The following is a 21893-nucleotide window of genomic DNA, read 5'->3' as shown; positions in this document are numbered from 1 at the left end:
CTTTTTAATCGGTTTCAAATAAAATACGGCCTGTTTTTGAACAGTCGTAATTCCCGAGAGATCCTATTTCAGCCTGGAACAACGGAGAAGATATAATTTTTTGAACCGTTTGAACGAGCCCTTCTGTTTCGGGCGTTTTTAATAGAACAAGATCATAGCGTTCTGTAATAAGCGGAATAAAATCAACACCTACCATTTGTGCGGCTTTTTCAATGCCGACGCCTGCATCGGCTGTTCCGTTTAAAACCGCCGATGCGACGCGCAAGTGGCTGTTTTCTTCCCGTTCATAGCCGTTTACAAATCGGGGGGAGAGGTTATGAATTCTTAGCTGCTCATCAAGCAGAATTCTGGCTCCAGATCCTTTTTCACGGTTAATAATGGTTACATGCTCCTGCCTTAAATCCGTCCATGAGCGGATGTGCAGCGGATTTCCTTTTTGAACGTACAGACCGGCCTTCCTTGCTAAAAGGTGAATGACAGTATACGAGTACCCGCTCAAAATTCTTTTCACATAAGGCAGATTATAGTCACCGGTATCTCCATCATACATATGAAGGCTGACAATATCACACTTCCCCTGATACATCGAAATGAGGCTGTTCAAGCTTCCAGCATGTGAACGCAGCGCTTTGTAAGAAGACTCTTTTTCAATATGCTGGGCAAGGATATCAAGCGCAATATCCTGTCCGCTGATCACAATACTGGCTTTGTGCTCTGAATCACTGAGGGAAGGGACCGACGTCGGGGCAGTAATGGTCTGTTTTTTTACATAACGGTCTAAATCTGCTGCAGACATACGCATCTGCCGGCCGACTCGAAAAACCGGAAGCTCTCCTTTTTTAACAAGATCATATATGGTTAATTTCGATACTTTTAATAAATTAGCGACTTCTTCGATCGTATATGATTGTTCTATCATCATTTTCATCCCTCCGCCTTTTATTTTACTCGAGCCTTTCTTCAAAGGAAATATTCCTTCCCGGCCAGGGATAAATTATAATTAGTTATAATGAGTTATAACCAATTATAACTAGGAGGGGGAAGCATGAAGAAAAAAAGAATGTTTGCTTGCCTGCTGCTTGTATTGATCATTGGCTGTGCAGCCTGCTCATCAGCAGAGCAAAGCAAACAGGCGAAAAACAGTGGGCAGGAAGAGGAAACCGTAACTATTACGGTGTCGGCCGCAGCCAGCCTTCAGGATGCACTCGGTGAAATTAAAAAATCATTTGAAAAAAAGTATTCCAATGTAGACGTTACATACAATTTTGGTTCTTCAGGGACACTGGCACAGCAAATTTCGCAGGGAGCGCCGGTTGATGTGTTTTTTTCAGCAGCAGAGGACAAATTTGATGCTTTAGTAAAAGACGGATCCATTAAGCAGGAAAACAGTGCCGACCTTGTAGGCAATGATCTTGTTCTCGTCGTACCGAAAGAAGGGGAGGCCGCTGTCCAATCATTTGAAGAGCTCCCAGCAGCACAGAAAGTCGCCATCGGTACGCCCGAATCGGTTCCGGCGGGTCAATATGCAAAAGAAACGCTGCAGCATCTCCATATTTGGGATAAAGTGAGCGGAAAATTAATTTATGCAAAAGACGTACGGCAGGTGCTTACATACGTAGAAACAGGGAATGTCGATGCGGGAATGGTCTACAAAACCGATGCACTCATTTCTTCGAAAGTGAAGATAGCGGCGGCAGCCGAGGAAAAAAGCCATGCACCGATCACTTATCCGGCAGGTATTGTCGAAAGCAGCAAGCGGCAAAAGGAAGCAGCGCTTTTTTATCAATATCTGCAGAGTGAAGAAGCGATGAACATTTTCGAAAAGTACGGATTCAAAGGATTGCGCTGACACGATGGAGTATTCATTTTGGCCGCCGCTCCGTCTTTCGGTTGAGATTGCTTTTGTGTCCAGCTTCATCGTCTTAATCACCGGTCTTTTTTTCGGCAGAGTGATGGCAAACGTGTCGTTTAAAGGAAAAGCGGCTATAGAAACTCTTTTTTTACTGCCGCTCGTCCTGCCGCCGACGGTCGTCGGGTTTCTATTAATTGTGCTGTTTGGCCAAAACAGCCCCGCCGGCAGGTTCATTCAATTAGTATTGGGCCAGAGCATTATGTTTACGTGGTGGGCTGCCGTCATAGCGTCAACGGTGGTGGCTTTTCCCCTTATGTATCAATCATGTAAAACCGGCTTCCAATCTGTTGATCGGGACATTGAACATGCGGCACGTGTGGATGGAGCGGGTGAATTCGCGCTATTTTTATTTGTAACCGCACCGCTCGCAATCAAATCCATTGTTTCGGGATTTTTATTAAGCTTTGCACGGGCATTAGGCGAATTTGGCGCAACGCTTATGTTTGCCGGAAATATTCCCGGAAAAACACAAACGGCTTCAACAGCTATCTACATGGCGATTGATTCGGGAAATATGGGAATGGCCTGGATGTGGGTGGGCAGTATGATTGGTATTTCGTTTCTGATGTTAGCCTGTATTCAGCTGATTAAATCCTAAAGAAAAGAGCTCACAAAAAAAGCCGAGGGGTTTCCTCGGCAAACGAATAACCAGCTGAAATAGGAGTTGGAGGGATGAAGTTCCCAACACCTATAGCTTATCCAACTTTTCTCAATAATATGCAATAGAAAGCAATAAAGAATCCGATTAAAAAGAGAGCGCTTGAAAAAGTGCTTTTTTTTGTGCAGTAAATTTTTTAGCATGGTCCTCCTCTTTTATCATATAAATAAAACAAAAAAGAAGTCTATTAACATAGTATAGTGCATACATTCAAATCAAATGAAATCATAAAAGGCGGCCAAACAAATCGGCAGGCAGTGAAGTTGAACATGATATATGGATGGTTTATTTCCTTCAAGGGCGTGAAAAGGGTTTCTAAACAAAAAACAAAGGGAGGCGTTTAAAATGAATATAGGGGAGTGGAAAATGATCGAAATTGGAGGTTCAACAGCCATCGGCTATGTGAGCAGTATCAAAAATCACAGCTGGCATAAAGAATGCGTTGAATTTACAAAAGTAGGATGGATCACAAACAATACGATCCAGTGGCGCAAACCGACTCAGGGAATTTATGAATCGAGCCGTTTCCACTCTGCTGCACAGCTGCTCGACTTTTATCAAGATAAAACAGCGCTGATTGATCTGGCATTGCTGACAAGGGATAAAGAATGGTTTGACGAATTAACAGTAGATATTTTTTAACCCTCGCTGTTTGCGGACAGACGTTCGACTTTTAGTTGCCTTTTGAACGTTTGTTCGGTATAATAGAGGAAGAAAGGGAGGTTAAAAAATGAATGGATTGTTTCAAATGTCCCTTGAAGAAAAAAAGCCAATTGTAATTATGTACATGACGGACGATCGGGTTATTACCGACCGCAGCATTATTGTAAGGAAAATTCATCCTGACTATATTCGGGCTTACTGCTTTAAGCGTGGAACATTACGCACGTTTAAGCGTGACAATATTTTGGCGGCTTCTAAGCCGTTTCGAAAAAAGAAATACAGCCAGTTTAAAACTGCTTTATAAGTACATTTTAAAGGGCAGGACACCAAGCGCAGAAAGATCGCCGCCGGGCGGCATTTTTGTGCTTTTTTGTTTGTGAAAAATCCAAAAGCGGAGAGCTCAGAACGGCCATAGGATGCGCGGCATGAATTTGTTTATGATAAAACATATGGGCGTTCAAACGATAAAGGAGGAAATTGTATAAACGATGAGTGGAGTGTATTAGGCGGAGCTATTACAAACAAAAAAAAGAGCAGGGCGGAAGCCGTTCACCGGGTTAAATATGGACGGGCTTTAAGTAAAAGCCCGTTTTTATCAGACGTTTGAAGATATCCGCCTGCTGAAAGTAGATCAGGCGAGTACCGGCCAAAAAAGGTGGTACTCGGAATCGAACCGGGGATAAAAGTTTTGCAGACCTTTGCCTTACCGGTTGGTGATACTACTATTCTGTTAAACTGGTTTATACAGCAGAAATAAAACACATTCCTTTCGAAAATAAAAAAGCGCCTCTTTTAAAAGAGGTGCTTTTTTTAACCATTACTCGTTTGACTCATTCTTTTTTCTTTTATGTTCTTCTTCAATTTGGCTGCGGATGGGTGAATGATCGATAACTGCCTGCGCCTGCTCGGCCGTCATGCCGCGCACTTTTTGCAGCCAATTGGACATATGTTCTTGTTCGCTTTGGAATTCATCAAGCTCAAGCTGTCTTGTTCTTTCTTCTTTTGCAATCAAATAATCTTCATAAAGACGCTGATAATCAATGTGCATGCTGCATCGCTCCTTTTTACATGCTCTACCCAAAAGAGGGGAAAGGAAAAACCTTTTCTTTTTCGGTTTCTTTGCTTGCGCATAATCTTGATGCCTGTACATACACATAGGAAAAGAACAAGGGATAGGGGGACAAAATATGAGCAGCCAGCCGCAATCTTTTTCATCTTTGAAGTCTTATGTACCACGACATGGGCCGTTTGATCCTTGTCCGCCGATCGGATGTAAGTATTACAGCACGCCTCCGAATCTGTACGTGGGCTTTCAGCCGCCGGGCCTCCCACAGTTTTCTCCCAGAGAGGCACTGAAAAAAGGGACTCTTTGGAAAGTATTTTACGATTACTATGATAATCCGTACCGAAAAGGAGGACGAAGCCGTGGCTAATCCTCTGCCAAAGGAATATTACCAGCAGCTCGAAGAAATTCAAGCGGCTGACTTTGTCATGTATGAATTAATTCTTTACTTAGACACGCATCCTCATGATCCGCAGGCTCTTGTGCAGTACAAACAGTTTGCGCAGTACAGTAAACAGCTGAAGCAGGCTTTTGAAGCACAGTTTGGTCCGCTTCAGCAGAACAGTCCAAACACATCTACGGCTGAATGGACGTGGAGCACTTCTCCCTGGCCATGGCAGGTCTAAAAAATGAAAAGGTGGCTATCGAATGTGGATTTATGAAAAAAAGCTCCAATATCCTGTAAAAGTCAGTACATGCAACCCAACGCTTGCCAAATATTTAATGGAACAGTACGGAGGAGCAGATGGGGAGCTTGCCGCTGCACTCCGCTATATGAATCAGCGCTATACGATTCCAGATAAGGTAGTTGGGCTTTTAAATGATATTGCCACAGAGGAATTTGCTCATCTTGAAATGATTGCCACCATGATTTACAAGCTGACAAAAGATGCAACACCCGAGCAGCTCCGTGAAGCGGGGCTTACTGAGCATTATGTCAACCATGACAGTGCTCTATTTTACAACAACGCGGCAGGTGTGCCGTTTACCGCTGCGTACATTCAAGCAAAAGGGGACCCGATTGCGGATTTGTACGAAGATATCGCCGCTGAAGAAAAAGCCCGGGCCACCTATCAGTGGCTTATTGATATATCCGATGATCCGGACTTAAACGATTCCCTCCGTTTCCTGCGGGAAAGGGAAGTTGTACATTCCCAGCGTTTCCGGGAGGCTGTCGAAATCGTGAAGGAAGACCGCAGCCAGAAAAAAATATTTTAAACGAGAAAAAGCCAGAGCCGCCGGCTCTGGCTTTTTTGTTTGTCCATACATTAAACAAACACTGTACCGATAATAATCAGGAGAATAAACAAAACGACAACAAGCACGAAACCTGATCCATAGCCCCAGCTGTTTCCTTCCTGTTTAGCACCCATTTTTTCCACCTCCACATAATAGTGTATGCGGCAGAAAAAAACATTCCTGGACAAATCGGCAGACAAGGGTATTTCTTAGGGACAGCTTCAAATTGGAAGCATACCGTATAAAGAATGAAACTGATTTTTGAAGGAGGGGGAAAATGAGCTCTCAAAAGTTTAATGGTATCATTCAAATTCCCTATTCGCAGGCCGTTTCGAAAATTCAAACCGGTGATCTATTATTTTGCAGTGGAACTTCTTTGATCTCTGAATTTATTAAAAAAGCATCCAACTCTCTTATGAGCCATGTCGCTTTTTTAGTGCGCTGGCACGGCCGGATTCTCGTATTTGAAAGTGTAGAAAGCACCGGGGTGCGTGTGATTCCGCTGGCTCAATACGTAAAGGGAAATCGGCAGACGGATGAAAAGTATAAAGGGGCGCTGTACATAGCACGCCACAAAACCCTCATTGATTCTTCATTCGATAGAAGAAAGCTGCACTATATGATTGGAAAAGCGCTTGATTTGCTTCATCAAAATTATGACCAGGCAGAGCTGGTCCGAATTTTAACGAGAATTAAACTGGGCATTGGACGGCATAAAGAAAATGAAGAATATATTTGTTCGGAGTTTGTGGATTTATGCTTTAAACAAATAGGCGTTGAGTTTCCGCGGACAAAAGAAGGTTTTATTTACCCCGAGCATATTGCGGCAGATCCCAATGTTTACCCGATGTTTCAAATGGTTCCTGACTTATCAGGCGAAAGAGTGAACGCAACCGCCAAAACAATCAATCCGTACACACACAGATAAATAAAATTGCGCTGATCTTTTTGCTTCATAACAAAACGCTCCTTTTTCATAAGCTGCTCACTCCTAGTATGGATGGTCCTTTTAAAAATATTCTTATTTATTACATTATGTGCTAAATTCAAATAAATTATAAAAAAAGGCTTATAATAAAGCAGGAAAGGGAAAAGAATGTTATCGACAAAGAAAAAAGGAAGTGACCAGCCATGCAAATTGAAAAACGCGCATTAGATTTGCTAAATATCATGAAAAACGGCGAAAAGCCAGAACAGGGAGAAACAAGCCTTCAGTCATTCGGAGAAGCGCTGCATTTTCTTGATTCCAATAATCTTGCAACAGGCATTACAGTGAACCGGTCCGATGAAGGAGACATTGTCGGCTGCACAATTGAAGATGAATACTCCGTTACAGAATCGGGATATGAATTTCTTGAAAAAAATGCGGGACGAACAGAATAAACAGATGGGGAAGCTGCTAAAGGCCGGCAAAAGCCGGGTAAAAGCAGCTTCTTTTTTATGCCAAATAAACAAAGAATTTAAATCGTAAAAAGGAGCGCATTCATGTGCGTGTATGCATCTAATATAAATAGCAGTGGCGGCAAGGAGGGGGACATATGCTTAAACCGGGTGATTGGGTTATTATTGCGAATGGGCAGGAACGGATTATCGGCTTCATACGTGATTTTTCCAGGCTGCGGAATGAAGTATATATTGTGCAGGTATCAACGTATATGGATAAACGAATTACACCTATGAAACCAGTCCTTGAAGTAGTGGAAAGCAAAAAAATTATGGCTGTCGGCTTAACCCTTGCAAAAGAAGATTGGGACGCGATGATTGATCTGGCTATCATGACCGATGATGAGCAGTGGTTTCGACAATTATCAAAAAGAAAACCGGGATAAAAACACATATTTACCGCCAGGCTTAAAAATGATATATTCACAGTAAATGGATGATGAAAAGAGGATAAAACATGATTGACCACATTGTACTTGTTAAATTTGCAGAAACGACGACTGTCGAACAGCTTGAGGAAGTAGTCAAGCGCTTTAAAGCTCTTGAACAGCACCTTGAGGGTGTCATTGATATTCAAGCTGGAATTAACTTTTCAGAAAAAAATCAAGGCTACCAGGTTGTCCTTACCACGCGTTTTGAGAACAAAGCAGCTCTTGAAGCATACGGTCCTCACCCGGAGCATCAAGCTGTCGCTGCTTTTATTCGTGAAGTTGGCCGTCTCGACAGTATCGTCGTTGATATTGAAATTTAACAGCTTTGACTCCTTGAGCGATCAAGGAGTTTTTTTATATCAATGTGATAACAATTATTAAAAATGGGTTATATCAGGATCAGGCGTTTTAATAGGGTTAAAAGAGGTAAACTCCTTACGAATGTTCCTTTAAAAGGGGTTTTTGCATGTTTAGTTTAGACGATATGGGTGCGTTTATATGGGCATTTTTCATTACGCTTCCGCTGACGCTGCTCATTCATACAGCAGGCCATGCGTTTTTTGCCCGCTTGTTTGGCAGCAAAACCTCTCTTGTGATTGGCAGGGGAGCCAAACTGTGCCGGGTAAAAAATCTGGAAATCCGAAGATTTTATTTTATTGATTCTGCATGCCATTACAATGACCTGAAACATGACCGACGCTGGAAGCATGCGCTTATTTATGCAGGAGGCCCCATTTTTAATCTTTTATCGATTTTTGTTGTGAACGGCTTGATTTACCATGACATTTTGCCTCCACATCTCTTTTTTTATCAGTTTGTTTATTTTTCGATTTATCTTGTGTTTTTTTCTATCCTTCCGATCGATTATGGAAGGGAAAGACCGAGTGATGGAAAAGCGATTTACGAGGTGCTTAAATTTGGAAAAGTATATAAGGAATTTGATTAACACCCTCATGAAGTCCTTCATGGGGGTAAACTTCTTTCCTTTAGGCCGGCGGCAAAGCGGCAGAGAGAAAAAAATGCTAAAATAAGAATAGAAAAAATTGACCGTTATGTAATCCATGTGTAATCAAAAAACGGCAGCGGTTCAAGAGGGAGGTGAGCACATGGCGGGCTTTTATCCGAAAAATGGCCGTGTGATTTTTCATATCGATGCGAATGCGTTTTTTGCCAGTGTAGAGATGGCTGAAAATCCGGCATTAAAAGATAAGCCGGTCATCATCGCCGGAAACCCGCAGGAGCGAAGAGGCATTGTGGTGGCAGCCAACTATTCATGTAAACATAAAGGGGTTTATACAACGATGGCGCTGCGGGAAGCGCTGAAGCTTGTACCGGAAGCGGTTGTGATCAAACCGAATCATGCGTTATATAAAATGTACTCAAAGCGGATTTTTGCGCAAATAGCCGAAATCTCTCCCTTGGTTGAGTATGCTTCTATTGATGAAGCGTATCTTGATATTACAGCTTGTGAACACCTAGGCTCACCAATTGATATTGCGACAGGCATTCAAAAGAAAATAATGGAGGATTTTTCCATTCCACTTTCTATTGGTATTGCACCGAATAAATTTTTAGCTAAAATGGCAAGCGATATGAAAAAGCCGCTTGGCATTACTGTATTAAGAAAACGGGATGTTGAGCGTGTACTTTGGAGCAGGCCGGTGGTGGAAGCACACGGGATCGGGGCCAAAACAGCTGCAAAGCTGATGGAACATGGAATTGCCACGATGGGCGATCTGGCAAAAGCAGATGTGAAAAAACTTCAGTTTATCATGGGCGTACGAGGGATACGGATGCGGGAGCGGGTCAACGGAATAGATGACCGGGCAGTGGATCCGGAAGCAAATACGTCGTATAAGAGCATTGGAAACTCCACGACTTTCCCCGAGAATCTTACCGAGCCGGCCGTTATTTATGCTAAGCTTCGTCTGCTCTCCCGCTCGGTCAGCGTAAGGATGAAAGCAAAGGGGGCGGTTTCGCGCACCATTCAAGTGATGATCCGTTACAGTGACTTTAAAACCGTCACCAGAAGCCAGACGCTGCCGGCTGATATTCAGGAAGAAAAAGAGCTCCTCTCAGCAGCGGAAGCGATCTTTTTCAAGCACTGGACAGGAGAGCCAGTCCGGCTGCTGGGCATTACCGCACAAAATGCTGTCCATAAGCAGACGCTGGAAACGCAAATGGATTTGTTTTCTTTTCAGGAAGAAGCGGACAAGCTTGAACCTCTTGTAACGACAGTAGAAGCATTAAAACGAAAATTTGGAGAGGGCATTATTAAAAAGGGGTGGGTACAATGAAAAAAGACAAACAAATGTCATTTAGCGAACCTGCGGTGGCTGTGATTGAAAGCCTGCAGCAGCGTCAAAATGTCCTATGGGTAAACCGAAATCGGCATAACCGGGTTCCGCCCTTGTTTTCGCTCCAGGACGTAGAAGAAGCAGAAAAAAGGCTCCAGCGGTTTGCCCCTTATCTGGAAGTCCTTTTTCCTGAGCTGGAGAAAGAAAAAGGATTTATTGAATCGCCCGTCGTGCCAATCCCGGAGATGAAAGCATGGCTGGAGGAGGCGGCAGACCGGCAGATCGATGGCGGTTTATGGCTAAAGGAAGATCACAAGCTTCCGATTTCCGGTTCGATCAAGGCGCGCGGCGGGATTTATGAAGTATTAACATATGCCGAAGAGTTGGCACTGAAAGAAGATCTGATCAGAGAAGAAGATGATTACCGTGCTTTTAATGGTCCGGCTTTTAAAACCCTTTTCTCATCGTATCGAATCATTGTCGGCTCAACGGGAAACCTTGGACTCAGCATTGGCATAATGGGCGCCAGGATGGGGTTTCAAGTAACCGTGCATATGTCGGCAGACGCAAAGAAATGGAAAAAAGAGCTGCTTCGACAAAAAGGCGCCCTTGTGGTGGAACATAAAGCGGATTATGAAAAAGCGGTTGCCGAAGGAAGGGACGAGGCTGCACAGGATTCGCGCGCATATTTTATAGATGATGAGCATTCGCACCGGCTGTTTTTAGGCTACGCAGTGGCAGGGCTTCGGCTGAAGCGCCAGTTTGATGAAAAAGGAATTCTTGTGAACGAACAGCAGCCTCTTTACGTTTATTTGCCATGCGGCATTGGGGGAGGACCGGGCGGTGTGGCATTCGGCCTCCATCTTGCTTTTGGCCCGCACGTTCACTGTTTTTTCGCTGAGCCGGCAGAAAGCGCCTGTATGCTGCTCGGGCTTGCCACTGGACTGCATGATCGTATTTCAGTACAGGATATTGGCTTAACGAATCAAACGGAAGCAGATGGCCTTGCTGTCGGCCGTCCGTCCGGATTTGTCGGAAAGCTTGTTGAACCCTTTATAGCCGGCGGCTGCACGGTGCATGATGACCAATTGTTTGCCATGCTGAACAGGCTTGCCGAAACAGAACAGATCAAACTTGAACCGTCCGCTTTAGCCGGCATGATCGGTCCTGTGCTCCTGGCTGGAGAAAAAAAGATAGGCGGCCAGCCGATTCATCTTGTATGGGCGACCGGCGGCAGCATGGTACCAGGTGAAAATATGGACGCATACATTCAAAAAGGACGCACGGTTCCAGCTGATTGCCTGAACATCAAAAAATAAAGACAATCTGCCATTTTCTATGGAGAAAATGGCTTTTTTGTTTGGAAGCAGCGTTTTAGTATTCAAGAAAAATTATTTGTGTCTCTCTGTACTCTCCGGTAAACTATTGAAGGTGTAAAAGAAGAGGAGACGTGTATCGTGGAAAATATGATTGAAGTAAAAGATTTGCGCAAAGAGTTTAAATCGCATTCGAGCCGCTCCGGATTAAAAGGAGCTTTTCGTGATTTATTCACGCGCCAGTATAAAGTGGTTCCGGCTGTAAACGATATTTCCTTTACCGTAAAACGGGGGGAAATGGTCGGCTATATCGGTGAAAATGGGGCTGGAAAATCAACAAGCATCAAAATGCTGACTGGCATTTTAACACCGACATCCGGCATTGTCCGCGTGAACGGAATGGACCCGCATAAAGAGCGGGAACAATTTGTTCGTTCGATTGGTGTTGTTTTCGGCCAGCGCTCACAGCTTTGGTGGGATATTGCTGTGCAGGAATCGTTCCGCCTGCTGAAAAAAGTATACAATGTGCCGGACGATGTATATAAGAAGCATATGGGTCATGTAATCGAATCTCTTGATATCGGCCCGCTTTTAGACAAGCCGGTCCGCAAGCTGTCACTTGGCCAGCGAATGCGGTGTGAGCTGGCGGCAGCACTTCTGCATAACCCGCCGCTGTTGTTTTTGGACGAGCCGACAATTGGGCTTGATGTATTGGTGAAACTAAAGATTCGCGAATTTTTAAAGGAGATGAATGCCACATACAACACAACCGTGCTGCTGACTACACATGATTTAAGTGATATTGAAGCACTGTGTGAGCGGGTTGTCATGCTTGATGAAGGCAAAATCATTTACGATGGCCAGCTTGAAAGCCTGCGTTCTAACTGGGGAGAAGGCAAGCAAATTGAATTTCAGTTTGCCAATGCGGGTGTTACAAAAGAAGAACTTCAGCCGCTTTTGGCTGAACTGGACGGCGCATGGACACCGGGAGACCGTCAAAATGTCTGGATTGCCAATGTACTCAATGAAGAGCATGTGATTTCCGAAGTGATCGGCCGCGTGGCGGCTGCCCATAAAATTACTGATTTAAAAGTGCACGAGATTTCGATTGAAGATATTATTCGCAATATTTATGAAGAAGGCGTGACAAATGGGTAAATACATCGAAATGATCCGGATTCGCTTTTTAATGATGCTGGCATACCGGACGAATTATTACAGCGGCATTTTGATTTACAGCATTAATATTGGCGCGTATTACTTTCTTTGGAACGCCATTTACGGTGAAAAAGGGTCGATTGAAGGCATGAGTGCGTTGCAGATGACGTCTTATGTAGCCATTGCCTGGATGGCGCGGGCGTTTTATTTTAACAATATCGACCGGGAAATTGCACAGGAAATTAAAGAAGGAAAAGTAGCGGTCGAGCTTATACGTCCCTACAACTACCTGCTGATGAAAACGATGCAGGGACTTGGAGAAGGAATTTTTCGCCTGTCATTTTTTTCATTGCCGGGCATGATCATTGTCTCGCTTATTTTTCCGATTGCCTTTTCCGCCAACCCGGCAACATGGCTGCTTTTTGCCGTTTCGCTCGTCTTCAGCTTTTTGATTAACATGCAAATCAATCTGCTCACCGGTATTTTAACATTTTTCTTTTATAACAATACCGGGCTTATTCGGGCAAAACGCGTGGTAATTGACTTGTTTTCCGGCCTGCTGCTGCCCATCAGCTTTTTTCCGGCCTGGGCTCAGCAGGTGATGAATTATTTGCCGTTTCAAGGGATCAGTTATGTGCCGAGCATGATTTTTACAGAAAGCTTTACGCAGCCCCAAATTATTCATGCCGTTCTTTTTCAGATTATCTGGGTGCTTATTTTAATTCTCCCTATCCAAATGATTTGGCTGATCGCCAGAAAACAGCTTGTTGTACAGGGGGGATAAAGAATGAAATATATAGGGCTCTTTTTTCAATATGCCGCCCAATACATGAAAACGCGGCTTACCTACCGGACAGATATGATTGTCGAAATTGGATCAGATTTAATGTCCCAGGCAGTTAATTTTATTTTTATTTTGCTTGTTTTCGGCCATACAACGATGATCAGCGGCTGGAGCCGGGATGAAATTATTTTTATTTACGGCTTTTTCCTTGTGCCTTTTGCCATATTCGGTGCTTTCTTTAATATTTGGGATTTTAATGATCGATATATCGTAAAAGGAGAAATGGATCGTATTTTAACCCGCCCGATTCACAGTCTTTTTCAAATCGTGCTTGAGCGGATGGAGCTTGAATCGCTGTTTGGCGTCATCACGGGAACCGCTGTTATGATTTATGCGGGAAGCCGGCTTGACTTGTCATTTGCCTGGTACGATCCTTTTGTGATGGTCCTGCTTGTACTTGGCGGAACGCTTGTGTATGCGTCTATTTTTGTTTTGATTGCCAGTATCAGTTTTTGGTCGGACAGCCCGACGAGTATTATGCCGATGATGTACAATATCGGGAATTACGGCCGTTATCCGGTCAATATTTACAACAATATAATCCGGTTCGTTCTCACCTGGATTTTGCCGTTTGCATTTGTAGGTGTATACCCGGCCGCTTATTTTTTAGGGCGGGAAGAATGGTATACGTATGCATTCTTAACACCGGTTATCGGCCTTGTGTTCTTTCTGTTTTCTATTTTTATGTGGAATGTTGGAGTGACAAAATACCGGGGAGCCGGAAACTAAAAAACGCCAGCCGTTATCGGGCTGGCGTTTTCTTTATGCTTTTATCCTTGTGTAATAGACTTGGCCACTTTGGCAGTGGTACTCCGCGGCAGAAACTTGGCTGCAAAAGCGCCGGCTTTGTTTTTGCTCCCTGTAATGACTACTCGTTTATTTTTCAAAAGACCCTCCACACCTTCTCTGGCCACCTGTGCAGCTAACATAGGATGGCTGAACATCTTCGTTTTTTCCACGCTTGCCACTGTCCCGAAGTTTGTTTTTGTCGGGCCTGGACAAAGCGCGGTTACCGTAATATTGGTGGCGCTTAATTCCTCGGCGAGTGCTTCTGAAAAAGACAAAACAAATGCTTTTGTTGCAAAATAAACGGCCATCAGCGGGCCAGGCTGAAATGCCGCTGTGCTGGCTACATTTAAAATGCGGCCGGAATTTCGTTCGCGCATGCCCGGCAGGAAACAGTGGGTAAGTTCAGTAAGTGAAATCACGTTCAGCTGCATCATTTCTGTTTGCTTTTCTAAACTGAGCTCGTCAAAAGGGCCAAACAGGCCAAACCCAGCGTTATTAATAAGTACATCAATATGAATGCCGGATCGATGCACTTCGTCTGCTGCTTCCTTGGCGGCTCCCGGCCGGCTAAGATCTTTTACGATCAATTTCATTTCTGTATCTGAGTAAGCATCGGCGAAGGCCTCCAGCTTTTCCCGGCTGCGGGCTACAAGAACAAGGTTGTATTCGGCCTCCGCAAATATTTTGGCAAATTCCAGCCCAAGGCTGCCTGAGGCACCTGTGATCAAAGCTGTTTTATTCATTCTCTTCAGCTCCTTTTCATTGCTGCTTTAACAATAAGAGAAGAAAAGGCATTTTGCAAAAACAAGCCTGTCTCTTTTTTCATTTTGATAAATGAAAGAGAATTTTGTACAATGAATATCATTGGGAATAGGAAAAAAGAACGATATAAAGAAAAGAGAATGCATATGACATTATTGCGTCTTCCTGCAGGACTGCCCGCGGAAGAGAAAAAAAAGCTGGAACATAAACTGTTTAAAGAAAACATGCAGCGGACAAAGCTGTTCGCCAAACTGGTCCTTTTTTTCGAAATGCTTTTGATTGTTTTCAATCTTTCAACTGCTGTGTCAGAAGGAAGAGACATTCTTTCATTTGACTTTTATTTAACCATGTATTTTGTGCTGACCGGTTTAAGCATCGCTCACTTAACCATGGTCCGGTTCTTTGAAAAAGGTGGCAGTGCCGATTCGATCCACACTCGCTGGTACCGAAAAGGGCTGCTGGCTGTCGTTGTTCTTTTTCTTACATGGGGAGGCGTTGTGACACTTGAAGACCAGCGGCATTACGGCCATGTGATGGCATTTGCCGTGAATGTTATGTGTGTGTCGATTTTATTTCATGCCACAAATCGGACGATGCTTTGGATCTACAGCCTGCCTGTTTTGGTTGTATATGGCGGCCTGCCTTTTTTTCAGTCATCTGCCGATGTTATAGCCGGCCATTATATTAATTTAACGGTCTTTTTATTTTTTTGCTGGCTTACTTCACGAATGCTTTATGCCCATTACTATAAGGATTTTTATCAAAACTGGCTGCTGCATAACGCAAATAAAGATTTAGAAGAGCAAATCCAAAAAAATATCGAGATGAATGTTCAGCTTGAAAAAGCCAATAAACAGCTGCAGGCGCTTATGCTGACAGATGAACTGACAGGCATTCCAAATCGCAGAGGCTTCAGGGACCGTTTAACAGAAGAAATAAAACGTTCAGCCGGGACGCGCCCTGTTGCTTTTATGATGATTGATATTGACTGCTTTAAGCAATACAATGATTTTTATGGCCATATGAGAGGGGATGTCGTGATCCGGTCCACTGCCCAAACTATTCATCAGCATATTCCTTCTCACGCTGGCTTTGCAGCACGCTATGGCGGCGAATAATTTATCGTTGTGTTGTTTGATCAAACAGAAGAATGGGTGAGAGAGCTGGGCAATACGATTTGCCAAAAGGTTCGGGAACCGCAAATCGAGCATGCTCGTTCAACAGCTGCCGATTATGTATCGATCAGTGTGGGCATTCAAACAGGGCTTGTTGAGGAAGGGATAGACGGCCTGCTGGCTCTGGCAGATGATGCACTGTATCAGGCAAAAGAAAATGGGCGGAATCAAGTGGCCGTAAATAAAAATAAAGTTGACATATTACACAGTAGCGTGTAATATAGTTTATGCGATGAGCTCGTTTGCGTAAGACGATCAAGCATTCCTTTATAGGAGCATGTTGTGGAGCATGGCTTGAACGCCGCAAATTTTCGAGAAACACCCTGTTTTCGAACAGGGTGTTTTTATATACCAAAAAATCCCCTAAAATTTTTTTAGGGGATTTTTTCATGCCGCGCACTTTTGTTACATAGGATGAACAAGCTTAATGAACTTGGCGATATACACCAATGACTTTTCCTAGAACGGTCACATTCGGCAGTAAAATAGGCTCCATTGAAGAGTTTTCCGGCTGCAGGCGAATATGGTCAGCTTCTTTGTAAAAACGCTTCACTGTTGCTTCGTCGTCTTCAGTCATAGCCACAACAATATCACCATTTTTCGCCGTTTGCTGCTGTCTAACCACTACATAGTCGCCGTCTAAAATCCCAGCTTCACGCATACTTTCACCTACGATTTCCAGCATAAATACCTGCTCATCCGGTGGAGCAAGACGTTCCGGAAGAGGGAAGTACTCTTCTACATTTTCGATCGCTGTGATAGGAAGGCCAGCCGTTACTTTTCCGACAACCGGTACATTAACGGGGTGCTGTTTAGGCACTGAGCTGTCTGTATCTAAAATCTCGATTGCACGAGGCTTTGTCGGGTCCCGCCGAATATAATTTTTTGCTTCAAGGCGGGCAAGGTGTCCGTGGACCGTTGAACTTGATGCGAGTCCAACAGCTTCTCCAATTTCACGAACAGATGGCGGATAGCCCTTTTGACGAACCTCATCTTTAATGAAATCGAGAATATCCTGCTGGCGTTTTGATAACTTAGTCAATGTTTGCACCTCACTTAGGAAATATTTACGTATAGTATAACATGTGTTCTAAATTTTCACAAACGTAAGTTCGAATTATCGCTTGACTGAAACAATCGTTCGCCTTAGAATGGATTATATCACGAACGAGTATTCGAGGAAAGGGTGTTCTTAGTGGGAAAAGCAAAAAACTATTCATTTATGTTATTATTAGCGGTGATGATGGCCTCAGCGGCGTTATACTTTAGCTTTTCAGGATCCGGTGAACCCACTTATCAAGCGATAAAAGTGGCAAAAGGAGATTCACTCTGGAGCTTGGCAGAAGATTATAAAAACCTACATAACATGGACCAAATTGAGTTTATAAAATGGGTCCAGGACAAAAACGACTTAATTACAACAAAAATAGTGCCGGGAGAAGAGTTAACGATTCCAGTCCCTGCGGATAAAAAGAACAGCGGGCTTCAACTGGCAGACGGGAAATGATCATGATGAAGAAAGCGGCTATTTACTGCCGGGTGAGCACAGAAAAAGAAGCGCAGGAAACATCACTGGAACGTCAGGAGGAAGAACTTCTGGCGCTTGCGCATGAAAAGGGATTCGAAGCGGCTAGCGTGATCCGGGACCGGGCCAGCGGATACGAGCTGAACCGGCCGGGTATGCTTGATCTGCTTGACCTTGTAAAACAGGAAGAAATTGATGCGGTACTGATTCAGGATGAAACAAGAATTGGACGGGGCAATGCGAAAATTGCATTGATTCACTGTTTGTGGAAAGAAGGTGTCTCGGTTTTAAGCATCGCTGACGACGGCGAGCTGCAATTGTCCGAGTCGGATTCAATGGTTCTTCAAATTGTCAGTATGGTGGAAGAGTACCAGCGTAAAATTCATAATTTAAAAATTAAGCGCGGCATGAAGCGGGCAGTTCAAAAAGGATACCGTCCCGAAAAAAATTTAAAAAACAGGGGCAATGAAATGGGACGTGTCCGGAAGGAAGTGCCTCTTTCTGAAATTGTCCGCCTTCGTGAAAACGGACTTACATATGAAGAAATTGCGGCAACACTCCGGGGATTCGGCTATGAAATTTCCCGCGCGACTGTCCATCGCCGTTATATGGAGCATGCAGAAAGCCAGGCTGTTGACCAATAAGCTTTTTTCTTGTCAACCCTTGTGCATTTCTGTACGATAACGGTATTGGAAGTATCGGAAAGGAGCGGGAAACGATGTTATCATCTGACAAGATTGCACGCATAAATGAACTGGCCCAAAAAGCAAAAAGAACGGCCCTGACAGACGAAGAGCTGCAGGAACAAACTGCGCTTCGGCAGGAATATTTACGTGTTTTCCGTACGTCAATGCGGGACACAGTCGAACACGTCCGGGTATTTGATCCAAACGGCAATGAAGTAACACCGAAAAAAGTGCGAGATATTCAAAAGCGCAGAAAAATGAATTAATGGAAAAAAGAGACGGTGAGAGCTGTCTCTTTTTTCACATTGTTCTGTATTTTTGTTGTATATTGTGCCAAAGACATTTAATATATAAGGGTAAATCCCCTTTTGAAAGGATGAATCTGATGTTTGATAAGACAGATCAGCTTGCGGTCACAACAATCCGTACGCTGTCAATCGACGCAATTGAAAAAGCAAATTCCGGCCACCCGGGTTTGCCAATGGGTGCAGCGCCAATGGCGTACGCGCTTTGGACAAAAGTAATGAATCACAATCCGAAAAATCCAGAATGGTTCAACCGGGATCGATTCGTACTTTCAGCAGGTCACGGTTCCATGTTGTTATACAGCTTGCTTCATCTTGCTGGCTACGGTCTTTCGCTTGATGAAATCAAAAATTTCCGTCAATGGGGAAGTAAAACTCCAGGACACCCTGAATACAAACATACACCTGGCGTAGAAGCGACAACTGGGCCGCTTGGACAGGGTATTGCGATGGCAGTAGGTATGGCAATGGCTGAACGCCACCTGGCATCTGTGTACAACAAAGAGGGACATGAAGTGATTGGCCACCATACATATGCGCTATGTGGTGATGGTGACTTAATGGAAGGTGTAGCATCAGAAGCAGCATCACTTGCGGCGCACTTGAAATTAAGCCGTCTTGTTGTTCTTTACGATTCGAATGATATTTCACTGGATGGAGACCTTGATAAGTCATTCTCTGAAAGTGTGGAAGGCCGCTTTAAAGCATACGGCTGGAACTACATTCGCGTTGAGGACGGCAATGATCTTGAAGCTGTTACAAAAGCGCTTGAATCAGCGAAACAGAATGAGGACGCACCAACCATCATTGAAGTAAAAACAGTGATCGGCTACGGTTCTCCAAACAAATCCGGTAAATCAGCTTCTCACGGTGCACCGCTTGGTGAAGATGAAATGAAGCTGACGAAAGAATACTACAAGTGGACATTTGAGGAAGACTTCTATGTTCCTGAAGAAGTAAAAGAGCGTTTTGAACAGGAAGCGGTTCAGCGTGGTGCCCATGCGCAAGGTGAGTGGGACAAATTATTTGCTTCGTATAAAGAAAGTTATCCCGAATTGGCAGCACAGCTTGAAAAAGCGATCAATGGCGAGCTGCCAGAAGGCTGGGAAGATGCTCTTCCTGTTTATGAAGAAGGAACATCAAACGCAACGCGTAACACATCTGGTGAAGCGTTAAATGCGATTGCAAAAGCTGTGCCAACATTTATCGGTGGTTCTGCCGACTTGGCTGGATCAAACAAAACAACGATCAAAAACACAGCGGACTTTTTGCCTGGCAGCTATGAAGGCCGCAACATCTGGTTTGGTGTCCGTGAATTTGCGATGGGTGCTGCGATGAACGGAATGGCTCTTCACGGCGGTCTGCAAGTGTTTGGCGGAACATTCTTCGTGTTCTCTGACTACCTGCGTCCAGCCATTCGTCTGGCAGCGCTGATGGGTCTTCCTGTCACATACGTATTTACACATGACAGTATCGCAGTGGGTGAAGACGGTCCTACACATGAGCCGGTCGAACATCTTTCTTCATTCCGCAGCATGCCAAACCTGTCTGTGATTCGTCCGGCAGACGGAAATGAAACAGCAGCAGCCTGGAAAGTGGCGCTTCAAAGCAAATCAACACCAACAGCTCTTGTGTTGACCCGCCAAAATCTTCCGGTTCTTCCGGGGTCAAAAGAGCAGGCGCATGAAGGTGTCCAAAAAGGTGCTTATACGGTTGTAAAAGCGGAAAAAACACCAGACGTCCTTCTTTTGGCAACTGGCTCAGAAGTCGGTCTTGCTGTAGAAGCACAAAAAGTCCTTCAAGGTGAAGGTATTCACGCGAACGTTGTCAGCATGCCGTCATTTGACCGCTTTGAACAGCAGGATGCTGCGTACAAAGAATCCGTTATTCCAAAATCAGTGAAAAAACGTCTTGCTGTTGAAGTTGGTTCTTCATTTGGCTGGCACAAATACACAGGCGATGAAGGAGACATTTTGGCAATCGATCAATTTGGCGCTTCTGGACCTGGTGATCTTGTAATGAAAGAATTCGGCTTTACAGTGGAAAACGTTGTGGCCCGCGTAAAAGCTCTTTTAGAAAAATAAATAAAAAAGCTGTCCGGAACCTCGGTTCCGGACTTTTTTTGTCACGGTTCTGCAAAAATTTACAGCCTCTAGTTGTATAATGGGCGCTGGTTTAGTACACTTTGAATAGATAACTTGAAGGAGGAACACGTTTATGTTTGGGTATGTGCTTACGGCTGTCCTGGCGCTTGCTGCTGGTGTAGCCCTCGGATTTTTCATCGCACGCCGTTACATGATGGATTACTTAAAGAAAAATCCACCGATTAACGAACAAATGCTGCGTATGATGATGATGCAAATGGGTATGAAACCATCACAAAAGAAAATCAACCAAATGATGGCACAAATGAACAAGATGGAGAAGAAGTAAAACGCTTCTATATCAAGGGTTTGGACGGCTTTTAAGCCAGTTTAATCCGGTGTTCATTTGTTTAAATTGTTGATAAGGTTAATCCTTTATCACTATTTTAGCTTTGCTTAGGTTAATTTTTCTTTTAAATAACGATAACCATCTTTACTTGTTAATTGATTAACATGGAAAGGTGGTTTTTTTGTGTGGATTTAAAAGATGTTATGGACGAGTACATCTATCACTGTCTGGCAAAAGGTTTTACAGAAAAGACGATGATTAATAAAAGACAGGAATTAAAAAACGTCCGATTATACTTAGCTGAAAAGCGTGGCATCACTAAATTTGAAAGTATTCACCTAGAGGACTTACGGTCATATATCCGTTTTAAGCAGCAATCGGGACTGAAGCCGCAAAGTGTGGTTTCTATGTACAGAATGGTTGCGGCGTTTTTTAACTGGTGCGTGGGTGAAGGGTACTGGCAGGAGAACTTAATGAAGAAGGTTGAGATACCAAAGGTGCCGAAAAGGAGAATGACCGGTTTTGAAGCACAAGACATTTATAAGATGATAGAGGCATTTAGCTATAAAAGCTATCATGAAGCCCGTAATAAGGCGATTATAGCCATGCTGGCTGATTGTGGGCTTAGGGCGGTTGAAATACGTTCTCTGACCTATGAGAACGTGGGAGAGAACTCGATTCTTGTTAACGGTAAAGGTAATAAGGAACGAATAGCCTACATAAGTCCTGCATTGAAGAAGGTGCTAATTAAGTACGAGAGAATAAGAAATAATTTTGTAAGGAATAGAATACTGAAGGAGGACGCTTATTTTTTGTCTTATCAGGGGCAAAAGCTTTCCCACGTTTCACTAGACAAAATAGTCAAGAAAGCAGGAAAAAGGGCGGGAGTAAAAGGCAAAAGAGTTTCACCACATACGTTTCGGCACTACTTTGCATTAACGTGCTTGATGAACGGTATCGACATATATTCGTTGTCACGCCTTTTAGGTCATTCCAGTATTGTCACTACTCAAAGATATTTAGAATCGCTGACAGACGAAGCATTAAGCAAACGTGCTACTTCCTGTAGTCCTCTTATGAATATTGGCAGAAAACCTAGCTAAAATTAAAGCTTTGAGAATTTGCCTTTTTAAAAAAGTGCATAAAAAAAGAAGGGCTGGTGCTGGAACACTAACCCTTCAGTGGTCATTTTTA

Annotated in this window: 28 protein-coding genes and 1 pseudogene; 24 read left to right on the top strand and 5 right to left on the bottom strand. The window is 43.8% G+C overall.

Annotated features, from left to right (window positions below):
• Positions 1–4 precede the first annotated feature (4 nt).
• A complete protein-coding gene (locus L2D08_RS07120; RefSeq protein ID WP_242233057.1) occupies positions 5–922 on the bottom strand; it encodes a substrate-binding domain-containing protein in 918 nt (305 codons plus the stop codon).
• Between the two features lie 123 nt (positions 923–1045).
• Between L2D08_RS07120 and modA the strand changes: the two genes are divergently transcribed.
• The 4 genes from modA to L2D08_RS07100 all read left to right on the top strand — a co-directional run bounded on the left by modA (position 1046) and on the right by L2D08_RS07100 (position 3537).
• Complete coding sequence (gene modA, locus L2D08_RS07115) at positions 1046–1849, top strand: molybdate ABC transporter substrate-binding protein (RefSeq protein ID WP_242233056.1); 804 nt, start codon at positions 1046–1048, stop codon at positions 1847–1849.
• A 4-nt stretch (positions 1850–1853) separates the two neighbouring features.
• Positions 1854–2510: a molybdate ABC transporter permease subunit gene (modB, locus tag L2D08_RS07110; protein ID WP_242233055.1), complete on the top strand. Its 657-nt coding sequence runs from the start codon at positions 1854–1856 to the stop codon at positions 2508–2510.
• 405 nt (positions 2511–2915) lie between these two features.
• Positions 2916–3212: an IDEAL domain-containing protein gene (locus L2D08_RS07105; RefSeq protein ID WP_242233054.1), complete on the top strand. Its 297-nt coding sequence runs from the start codon at positions 2916–2918 to the stop codon at positions 3210–3212.
• Between the two features lie 88 nt (positions 3213–3300).
• Positions 3301–3537: a hypothetical protein gene (locus L2D08_RS07100; RefSeq protein ID WP_242233053.1), complete on the top strand. Its 237-nt coding sequence runs from the start codon at positions 3301–3303 to the stop codon at positions 3535–3537.
• Positions 3538–4050: 513 nt separating this feature from the next.
• On the opposite strand, the gene L2D08_RS07095 is transcribed toward L2D08_RS07100, so the two are convergent.
• Positions 4051–4281, bottom strand: coding sequence for a hypothetical protein (locus tag L2D08_RS07095; protein ID WP_242233052.1), 231 nt, complete (start codon positions 4279–4281; stop codon positions 4051–4053).
• 139 nt (positions 4282–4420) lie between these two features.
• On the opposite strand from L2D08_RS07095, the gene L2D08_RS07090 reads away from it, so the two are divergent.
• From L2D08_RS07090 to cotJC, 3 genes are read left to right on the top strand one after another with little or no spacing between them, the layout of a single operon-like run.
• Positions 4421–4666: a spore coat associated protein CotJA gene (locus L2D08_RS07090; RefSeq protein WP_242233051.1), complete on the top strand. Its 246-nt coding sequence runs from the start codon at positions 4421–4423 to the stop codon at positions 4664–4666.
• Complete coding sequence (locus L2D08_RS07085; RefSeq protein ID WP_242233050.1) at positions 4659–4922, top strand: spore coat protein CotJB; 264 nt, start codon at positions 4659–4661, stop codon at positions 4920–4922. The genes L2D08_RS07090 and L2D08_RS07085 overlap by 8 nt, the downstream gene beginning before the upstream one ends.
• A 22-nt stretch (positions 4923–4944) precedes the next feature.
• Positions 4945–5514, top strand: coding sequence for a spore coat protein CotJC (cotJC, locus tag L2D08_RS07080; RefSeq protein WP_242233049.1), 570 nt, complete (start codon positions 4945–4947; stop codon positions 5512–5514).
• Positions 5515–5564: 50 nt separating this feature from the next.
• Here cotJC and L2D08_RS07075 read toward each other — a convergent pair whose 3' ends face one another.
• Positions 5565–5669, bottom strand: coding sequence for a YjcZ family sporulation protein (locus L2D08_RS07075; protein WP_242233048.1), 105 nt, complete (start codon positions 5667–5669; stop codon positions 5565–5567).
• Positions 5670–5812: 143 nt separating this feature from the next.
• Here L2D08_RS07075 and L2D08_RS07070 point away from each other — a divergent pair, with 143 nt between their 5' ends.
• The 10 genes from L2D08_RS07070 to L2D08_RS07025 all read left to right on the top strand — a co-directional run bounded on the left by L2D08_RS07070 (position 5813) and on the right by L2D08_RS07025 (position 13753).
• On the top strand, positions 5813–6463 hold the full coding sequence (locus tag L2D08_RS07070; RefSeq protein WP_242233047.1) for a YiiX/YebB-like N1pC/P60 family cysteine hydrolase: 651 nt from the start codon (positions 5813–5815) through the stop codon (positions 6461–6463).
• A gap of 203 nt (positions 6464–6666) precedes the next feature.
• On the top strand, positions 6667–6918 hold the full coding sequence (locus L2D08_RS07065) for a hypothetical protein (RefSeq protein ID WP_242233046.1): 252 nt from the start codon (positions 6667–6669) through the stop codon (positions 6916–6918).
• 155 nt (positions 6919–7073) lie between these two features.
• Positions 7074–7364 (top strand): hypothetical protein, encoded by a 291-nt coding sequence (locus tag L2D08_RS07060; RefSeq protein WP_242233045.1) that lies wholly within the window; start codon positions 7074–7076, stop codon positions 7362–7364.
• 71 nt (positions 7365–7435) lie between these two features.
• Positions 7436–7729: a Dabb family protein gene (locus L2D08_RS07055; RefSeq protein WP_050182798.1), complete on the top strand. Its 294-nt coding sequence runs from the start codon at positions 7436–7438 to the stop codon at positions 7727–7729.
• 146 nt (positions 7730–7875) lie between these two features.
• The gene (locus L2D08_RS07050; RefSeq protein ID WP_242233044.1) at positions 7876–8355 is read left to right on the top strand and encodes a site-2 protease family protein; all 480 of its coding nucleotides are present in this window, start codon (positions 7876–7878) and stop codon (positions 8353–8355) included.
• A gap of 160 nt (positions 8356–8515) precedes the next feature.
• On the top strand, positions 8516–9706 hold the full coding sequence (locus tag L2D08_RS07045) for a DNA polymerase IV (RefSeq protein ID WP_242233043.1): 1191 nt from the start codon (positions 8516–8518) through the stop codon (positions 9704–9706).
• Positions 9703–11025, top strand: coding sequence for a D-serine ammonia-lyase (locus tag L2D08_RS07040; RefSeq protein WP_242233042.1), 1323 nt, complete (start codon positions 9703–9705; stop codon positions 11023–11025). Before L2D08_RS07045 ends, L2D08_RS07040 begins: the two co-directional genes overlap by 4 nt.
• A 138-nt stretch (positions 11026–11163) precedes the next feature.
• Positions 11164–12180, top strand: a complete 1017-nt coding sequence (locus tag L2D08_RS07035) for an ABC transporter ATP-binding protein (protein ID WP_242233041.1) — start codon at positions 11164–11166, stop codon at positions 12178–12180.
• Positions 12173–12964, top strand: a complete 792-nt coding sequence (locus tag L2D08_RS07030; protein WP_242233040.1) for an ABC transporter permease — start codon at positions 12173–12175, stop codon at positions 12962–12964. The genes L2D08_RS07035 and L2D08_RS07030 overlap by 8 nt, the downstream gene beginning before the upstream one ends.
• A 3-nt stretch (positions 12965–12967) precedes the next feature.
• Positions 12968–13753, top strand: a complete 786-nt coding sequence (locus tag L2D08_RS07025; protein WP_242233039.1) for an ABC transporter permease — start codon at positions 12968–12970, stop codon at positions 13751–13753.
• A gap of 41 nt (positions 13754–13794) precedes the next feature.
• Here the strand turns inward: L2D08_RS07025 and L2D08_RS07020 are convergent, their stop codons facing one another.
• A complete protein-coding gene (locus tag L2D08_RS07020) occupies positions 13795–14556 on the bottom strand; it encodes an SDR family NAD(P)-dependent oxidoreductase (protein WP_242233038.1) in 762 nt (253 codons plus the stop codon).
• A 111-nt stretch (positions 14557–14667) separates the two neighbouring features.
• Between L2D08_RS07020 and L2D08_RS24265 the strand changes: the two are divergent.
• Positions 14668–15969 (top strand): annotated as a pseudogene (locus L2D08_RS24265) (GGDEF domain-containing protein).
• Positions 15970–16174: 205 nt separating this feature from the next.
• On the opposite strand, the gene lexA reads toward L2D08_RS24265, so the two are convergent.
• Entirely contained in the window at positions 16175–16792 is a 618-nt protein-coding gene (gene lexA / locus L2D08_RS07010; RefSeq protein ID WP_242233037.1) for a transcriptional repressor LexA, read from the bottom strand.
• 153 nt (positions 16793–16945) lie between these two features.
• On the opposite strand from lexA, the gene yneA reads away from it, so the two are divergent.
• From yneA to L2D08_RS06980, 6 genes are all read left to right on the top strand, one after another.
• The gene (yneA, locus tag L2D08_RS07005) at positions 16946–17257 is read left to right on the top strand and encodes a cell division suppressor protein YneA (RefSeq protein ID WP_242233036.1); all 312 of its coding nucleotides are present in this window, start codon (positions 16946–16948) and stop codon (positions 17255–17257) included.
• A gap of 5 nt (positions 17258–17262) precedes the next feature.
• The gene (locus L2D08_RS07000) at positions 17263–17919 is read left to right on the top strand and encodes a YneB family resolvase-like protein (protein ID WP_242233175.1); all 657 of its coding nucleotides are present in this window, start codon (positions 17263–17265) and stop codon (positions 17917–17919) included.
• A 74-nt stretch (positions 17920–17993) separates the two neighbouring features.
• Positions 17994–18227, top strand: a complete 234-nt coding sequence (locus L2D08_RS06995) for a DUF896 domain-containing protein (RefSeq protein ID WP_242233035.1) — start codon at positions 17994–17996, stop codon at positions 18225–18227.
• A gap of 119 nt (positions 18228–18346) precedes the next feature.
• Positions 18347–20350: a transketolase gene (tkt, locus tag L2D08_RS06990; protein ID WP_242233034.1), complete on the top strand. Its 2004-nt coding sequence runs from the start codon at positions 18347–18349 to the stop codon at positions 20348–20350.
• 133 nt (positions 20351–20483) lie between these two features.
• The gene (locus L2D08_RS06985; protein ID WP_050182786.1) at positions 20484–20699 is read left to right on the top strand and encodes a YneF family protein; all 216 of its coding nucleotides are present in this window, start codon (positions 20484–20486) and stop codon (positions 20697–20699) included.
• A gap of 185 nt (positions 20700–20884) precedes the next feature.
• Positions 20885–21802 carry a tyrosine-type recombinase/integrase gene (locus tag L2D08_RS06980; protein WP_242233033.1) on the top strand — a complete coding sequence of 306 codons (918 nt, stop codon included), beginning with the start codon at positions 20885–20887 and terminating at the stop codon, positions 21800–21802.
• Positions 21803–21893 lie beyond the last annotated feature (91 nt).

Origin of the sequence: Domibacillus sp. PGB-M46, from assembly GCF_022668875.1 — a bacterium.
Lineage (GTDB): Bacteria > Bacillota > Bacilli > Bacillales > Domibacillaceae > Domibacillus.
Note: the sequence above shows the minus strand (reverse complement) of the source record. Positions and strands in the feature narration are given on the sequence as shown.

Coding starts and splice junctions, on each gene's coding strand:
- L2D08_RS07120 (WP_242233057.1), bottom strand. CDS start 922: ATGATGATAGAACAATCATATACGATCGAAGAAGTCGCTAATTTATTA.
- modA (WP_242233056.1), top strand. CDS start 1,046: ATGAAGAAAAAAAGAATGTTTGCTTGCCTGCTGCTTGTATTGATCATT.
- modB (WP_242233055.1), top strand. CDS start 1,854: ATGGAGTATTCATTTTGGCCGCCGCTCCGTCTTTCGGTTGAGATTGCT.
- L2D08_RS07105 (WP_242233054.1), top strand. CDS start 2,916: ATGAATATAGGGGAGTGGAAAATGATCGAAATTGGAGGTTCAACAGCC.
- L2D08_RS07100 (WP_242233053.1), top strand. CDS start 3,301: ATGAATGGATTGTTTCAAATGTCCCTTGAAGAAAAAAAGCCAATTGTA.
- L2D08_RS07095 (WP_242233052.1), bottom strand. CDS start 4,281: ATGCACATTGATTATCAGCGTCTTTATGAAGATTATTTGATTGCAAAA.
- L2D08_RS07090 (WP_242233051.1), top strand. CDS start 4,421: ATGAGCAGCCAGCCGCAATCTTTTTCATCTTTGAAGTCTTATGTACCA.
- cotJC (WP_242233049.1), top strand. CDS start 4,945: ATGTGGATTTATGAAAAAAAGCTCCAATATCCTGTAAAAGTCAGTACA.
- L2D08_RS07075 (WP_242233048.1), bottom strand. CDS start 5,669: ATGGGTGCTAAACAGGAAGGAAACAGCTGGGGCTATGGATCAGGTTTC.
- L2D08_RS07070 (WP_242233047.1), top strand. CDS start 5,813: ATGAGCTCTCAAAAGTTTAATGGTATCATTCAAATTCCCTATTCGCAG.
- L2D08_RS07065 (WP_242233046.1), top strand. CDS start 6,667: ATGCAAATTGAAAAACGCGCATTAGATTTGCTAAATATCATGAAAAAC.
- L2D08_RS07060 (WP_242233045.1), top strand. CDS start 7,074: ATGCTTAAACCGGGTGATTGGGTTATTATTGCGAATGGGCAGGAACGG.
- L2D08_RS07055 (WP_050182798.1), top strand. CDS start 7,436: ATGATTGACCACATTGTACTTGTTAAATTTGCAGAAACGACGACTGTC.
- L2D08_RS07050 (WP_242233044.1), top strand. CDS start 7,876: ATGTTTAGTTTAGACGATATGGGTGCGTTTATATGGGCATTTTTCATT.
- L2D08_RS07045 (WP_242233043.1), top strand. CDS start 8,516: ATGGCGGGCTTTTATCCGAAAAATGGCCGTGTGATTTTTCATATCGAT.
- L2D08_RS07040 (WP_242233042.1), top strand. CDS start 9,703: ATGAAAAAAGACAAACAAATGTCATTTAGCGAACCTGCGGTGGCTGTG.
- L2D08_RS07030 (WP_242233040.1), top strand. CDS start 12,173: ATGGGTAAATACATCGAAATGATCCGGATTCGCTTTTTAATGATGCTG.
- L2D08_RS07025 (WP_242233039.1), top strand. CDS start 12,968: ATGAAATATATAGGGCTCTTTTTTCAATATGCCGCCCAATACATGAAA.
- L2D08_RS07020 (WP_242233038.1), bottom strand. CDS start 14,556: ATGAATAAAACAGCTTTGATCACAGGTGCCTCAGGCAGCCTTGGGCTG.
- L2D08_RS07000 (WP_242233175.1), top strand. CDS start 17,263: ATGAAGAAAGCGGCTATTTACTGCCGGGTGAGCACAGAAAAAGAAGCG.
- L2D08_RS06995 (WP_242233035.1), top strand. CDS start 17,994: ATGTTATCATCTGACAAGATTGCACGCATAAATGAACTGGCCCAAAAA.
- tkt (WP_242233034.1), top strand. CDS start 18,347: ATGTTTGATAAGACAGATCAGCTTGCGGTCACAACAATCCGTACGCTG.
- L2D08_RS06985 (WP_050182786.1), top strand. CDS start 20,484: ATGTTTGGGTATGTGCTTACGGCTGTCCTGGCGCTTGCTGCTGGTGTA.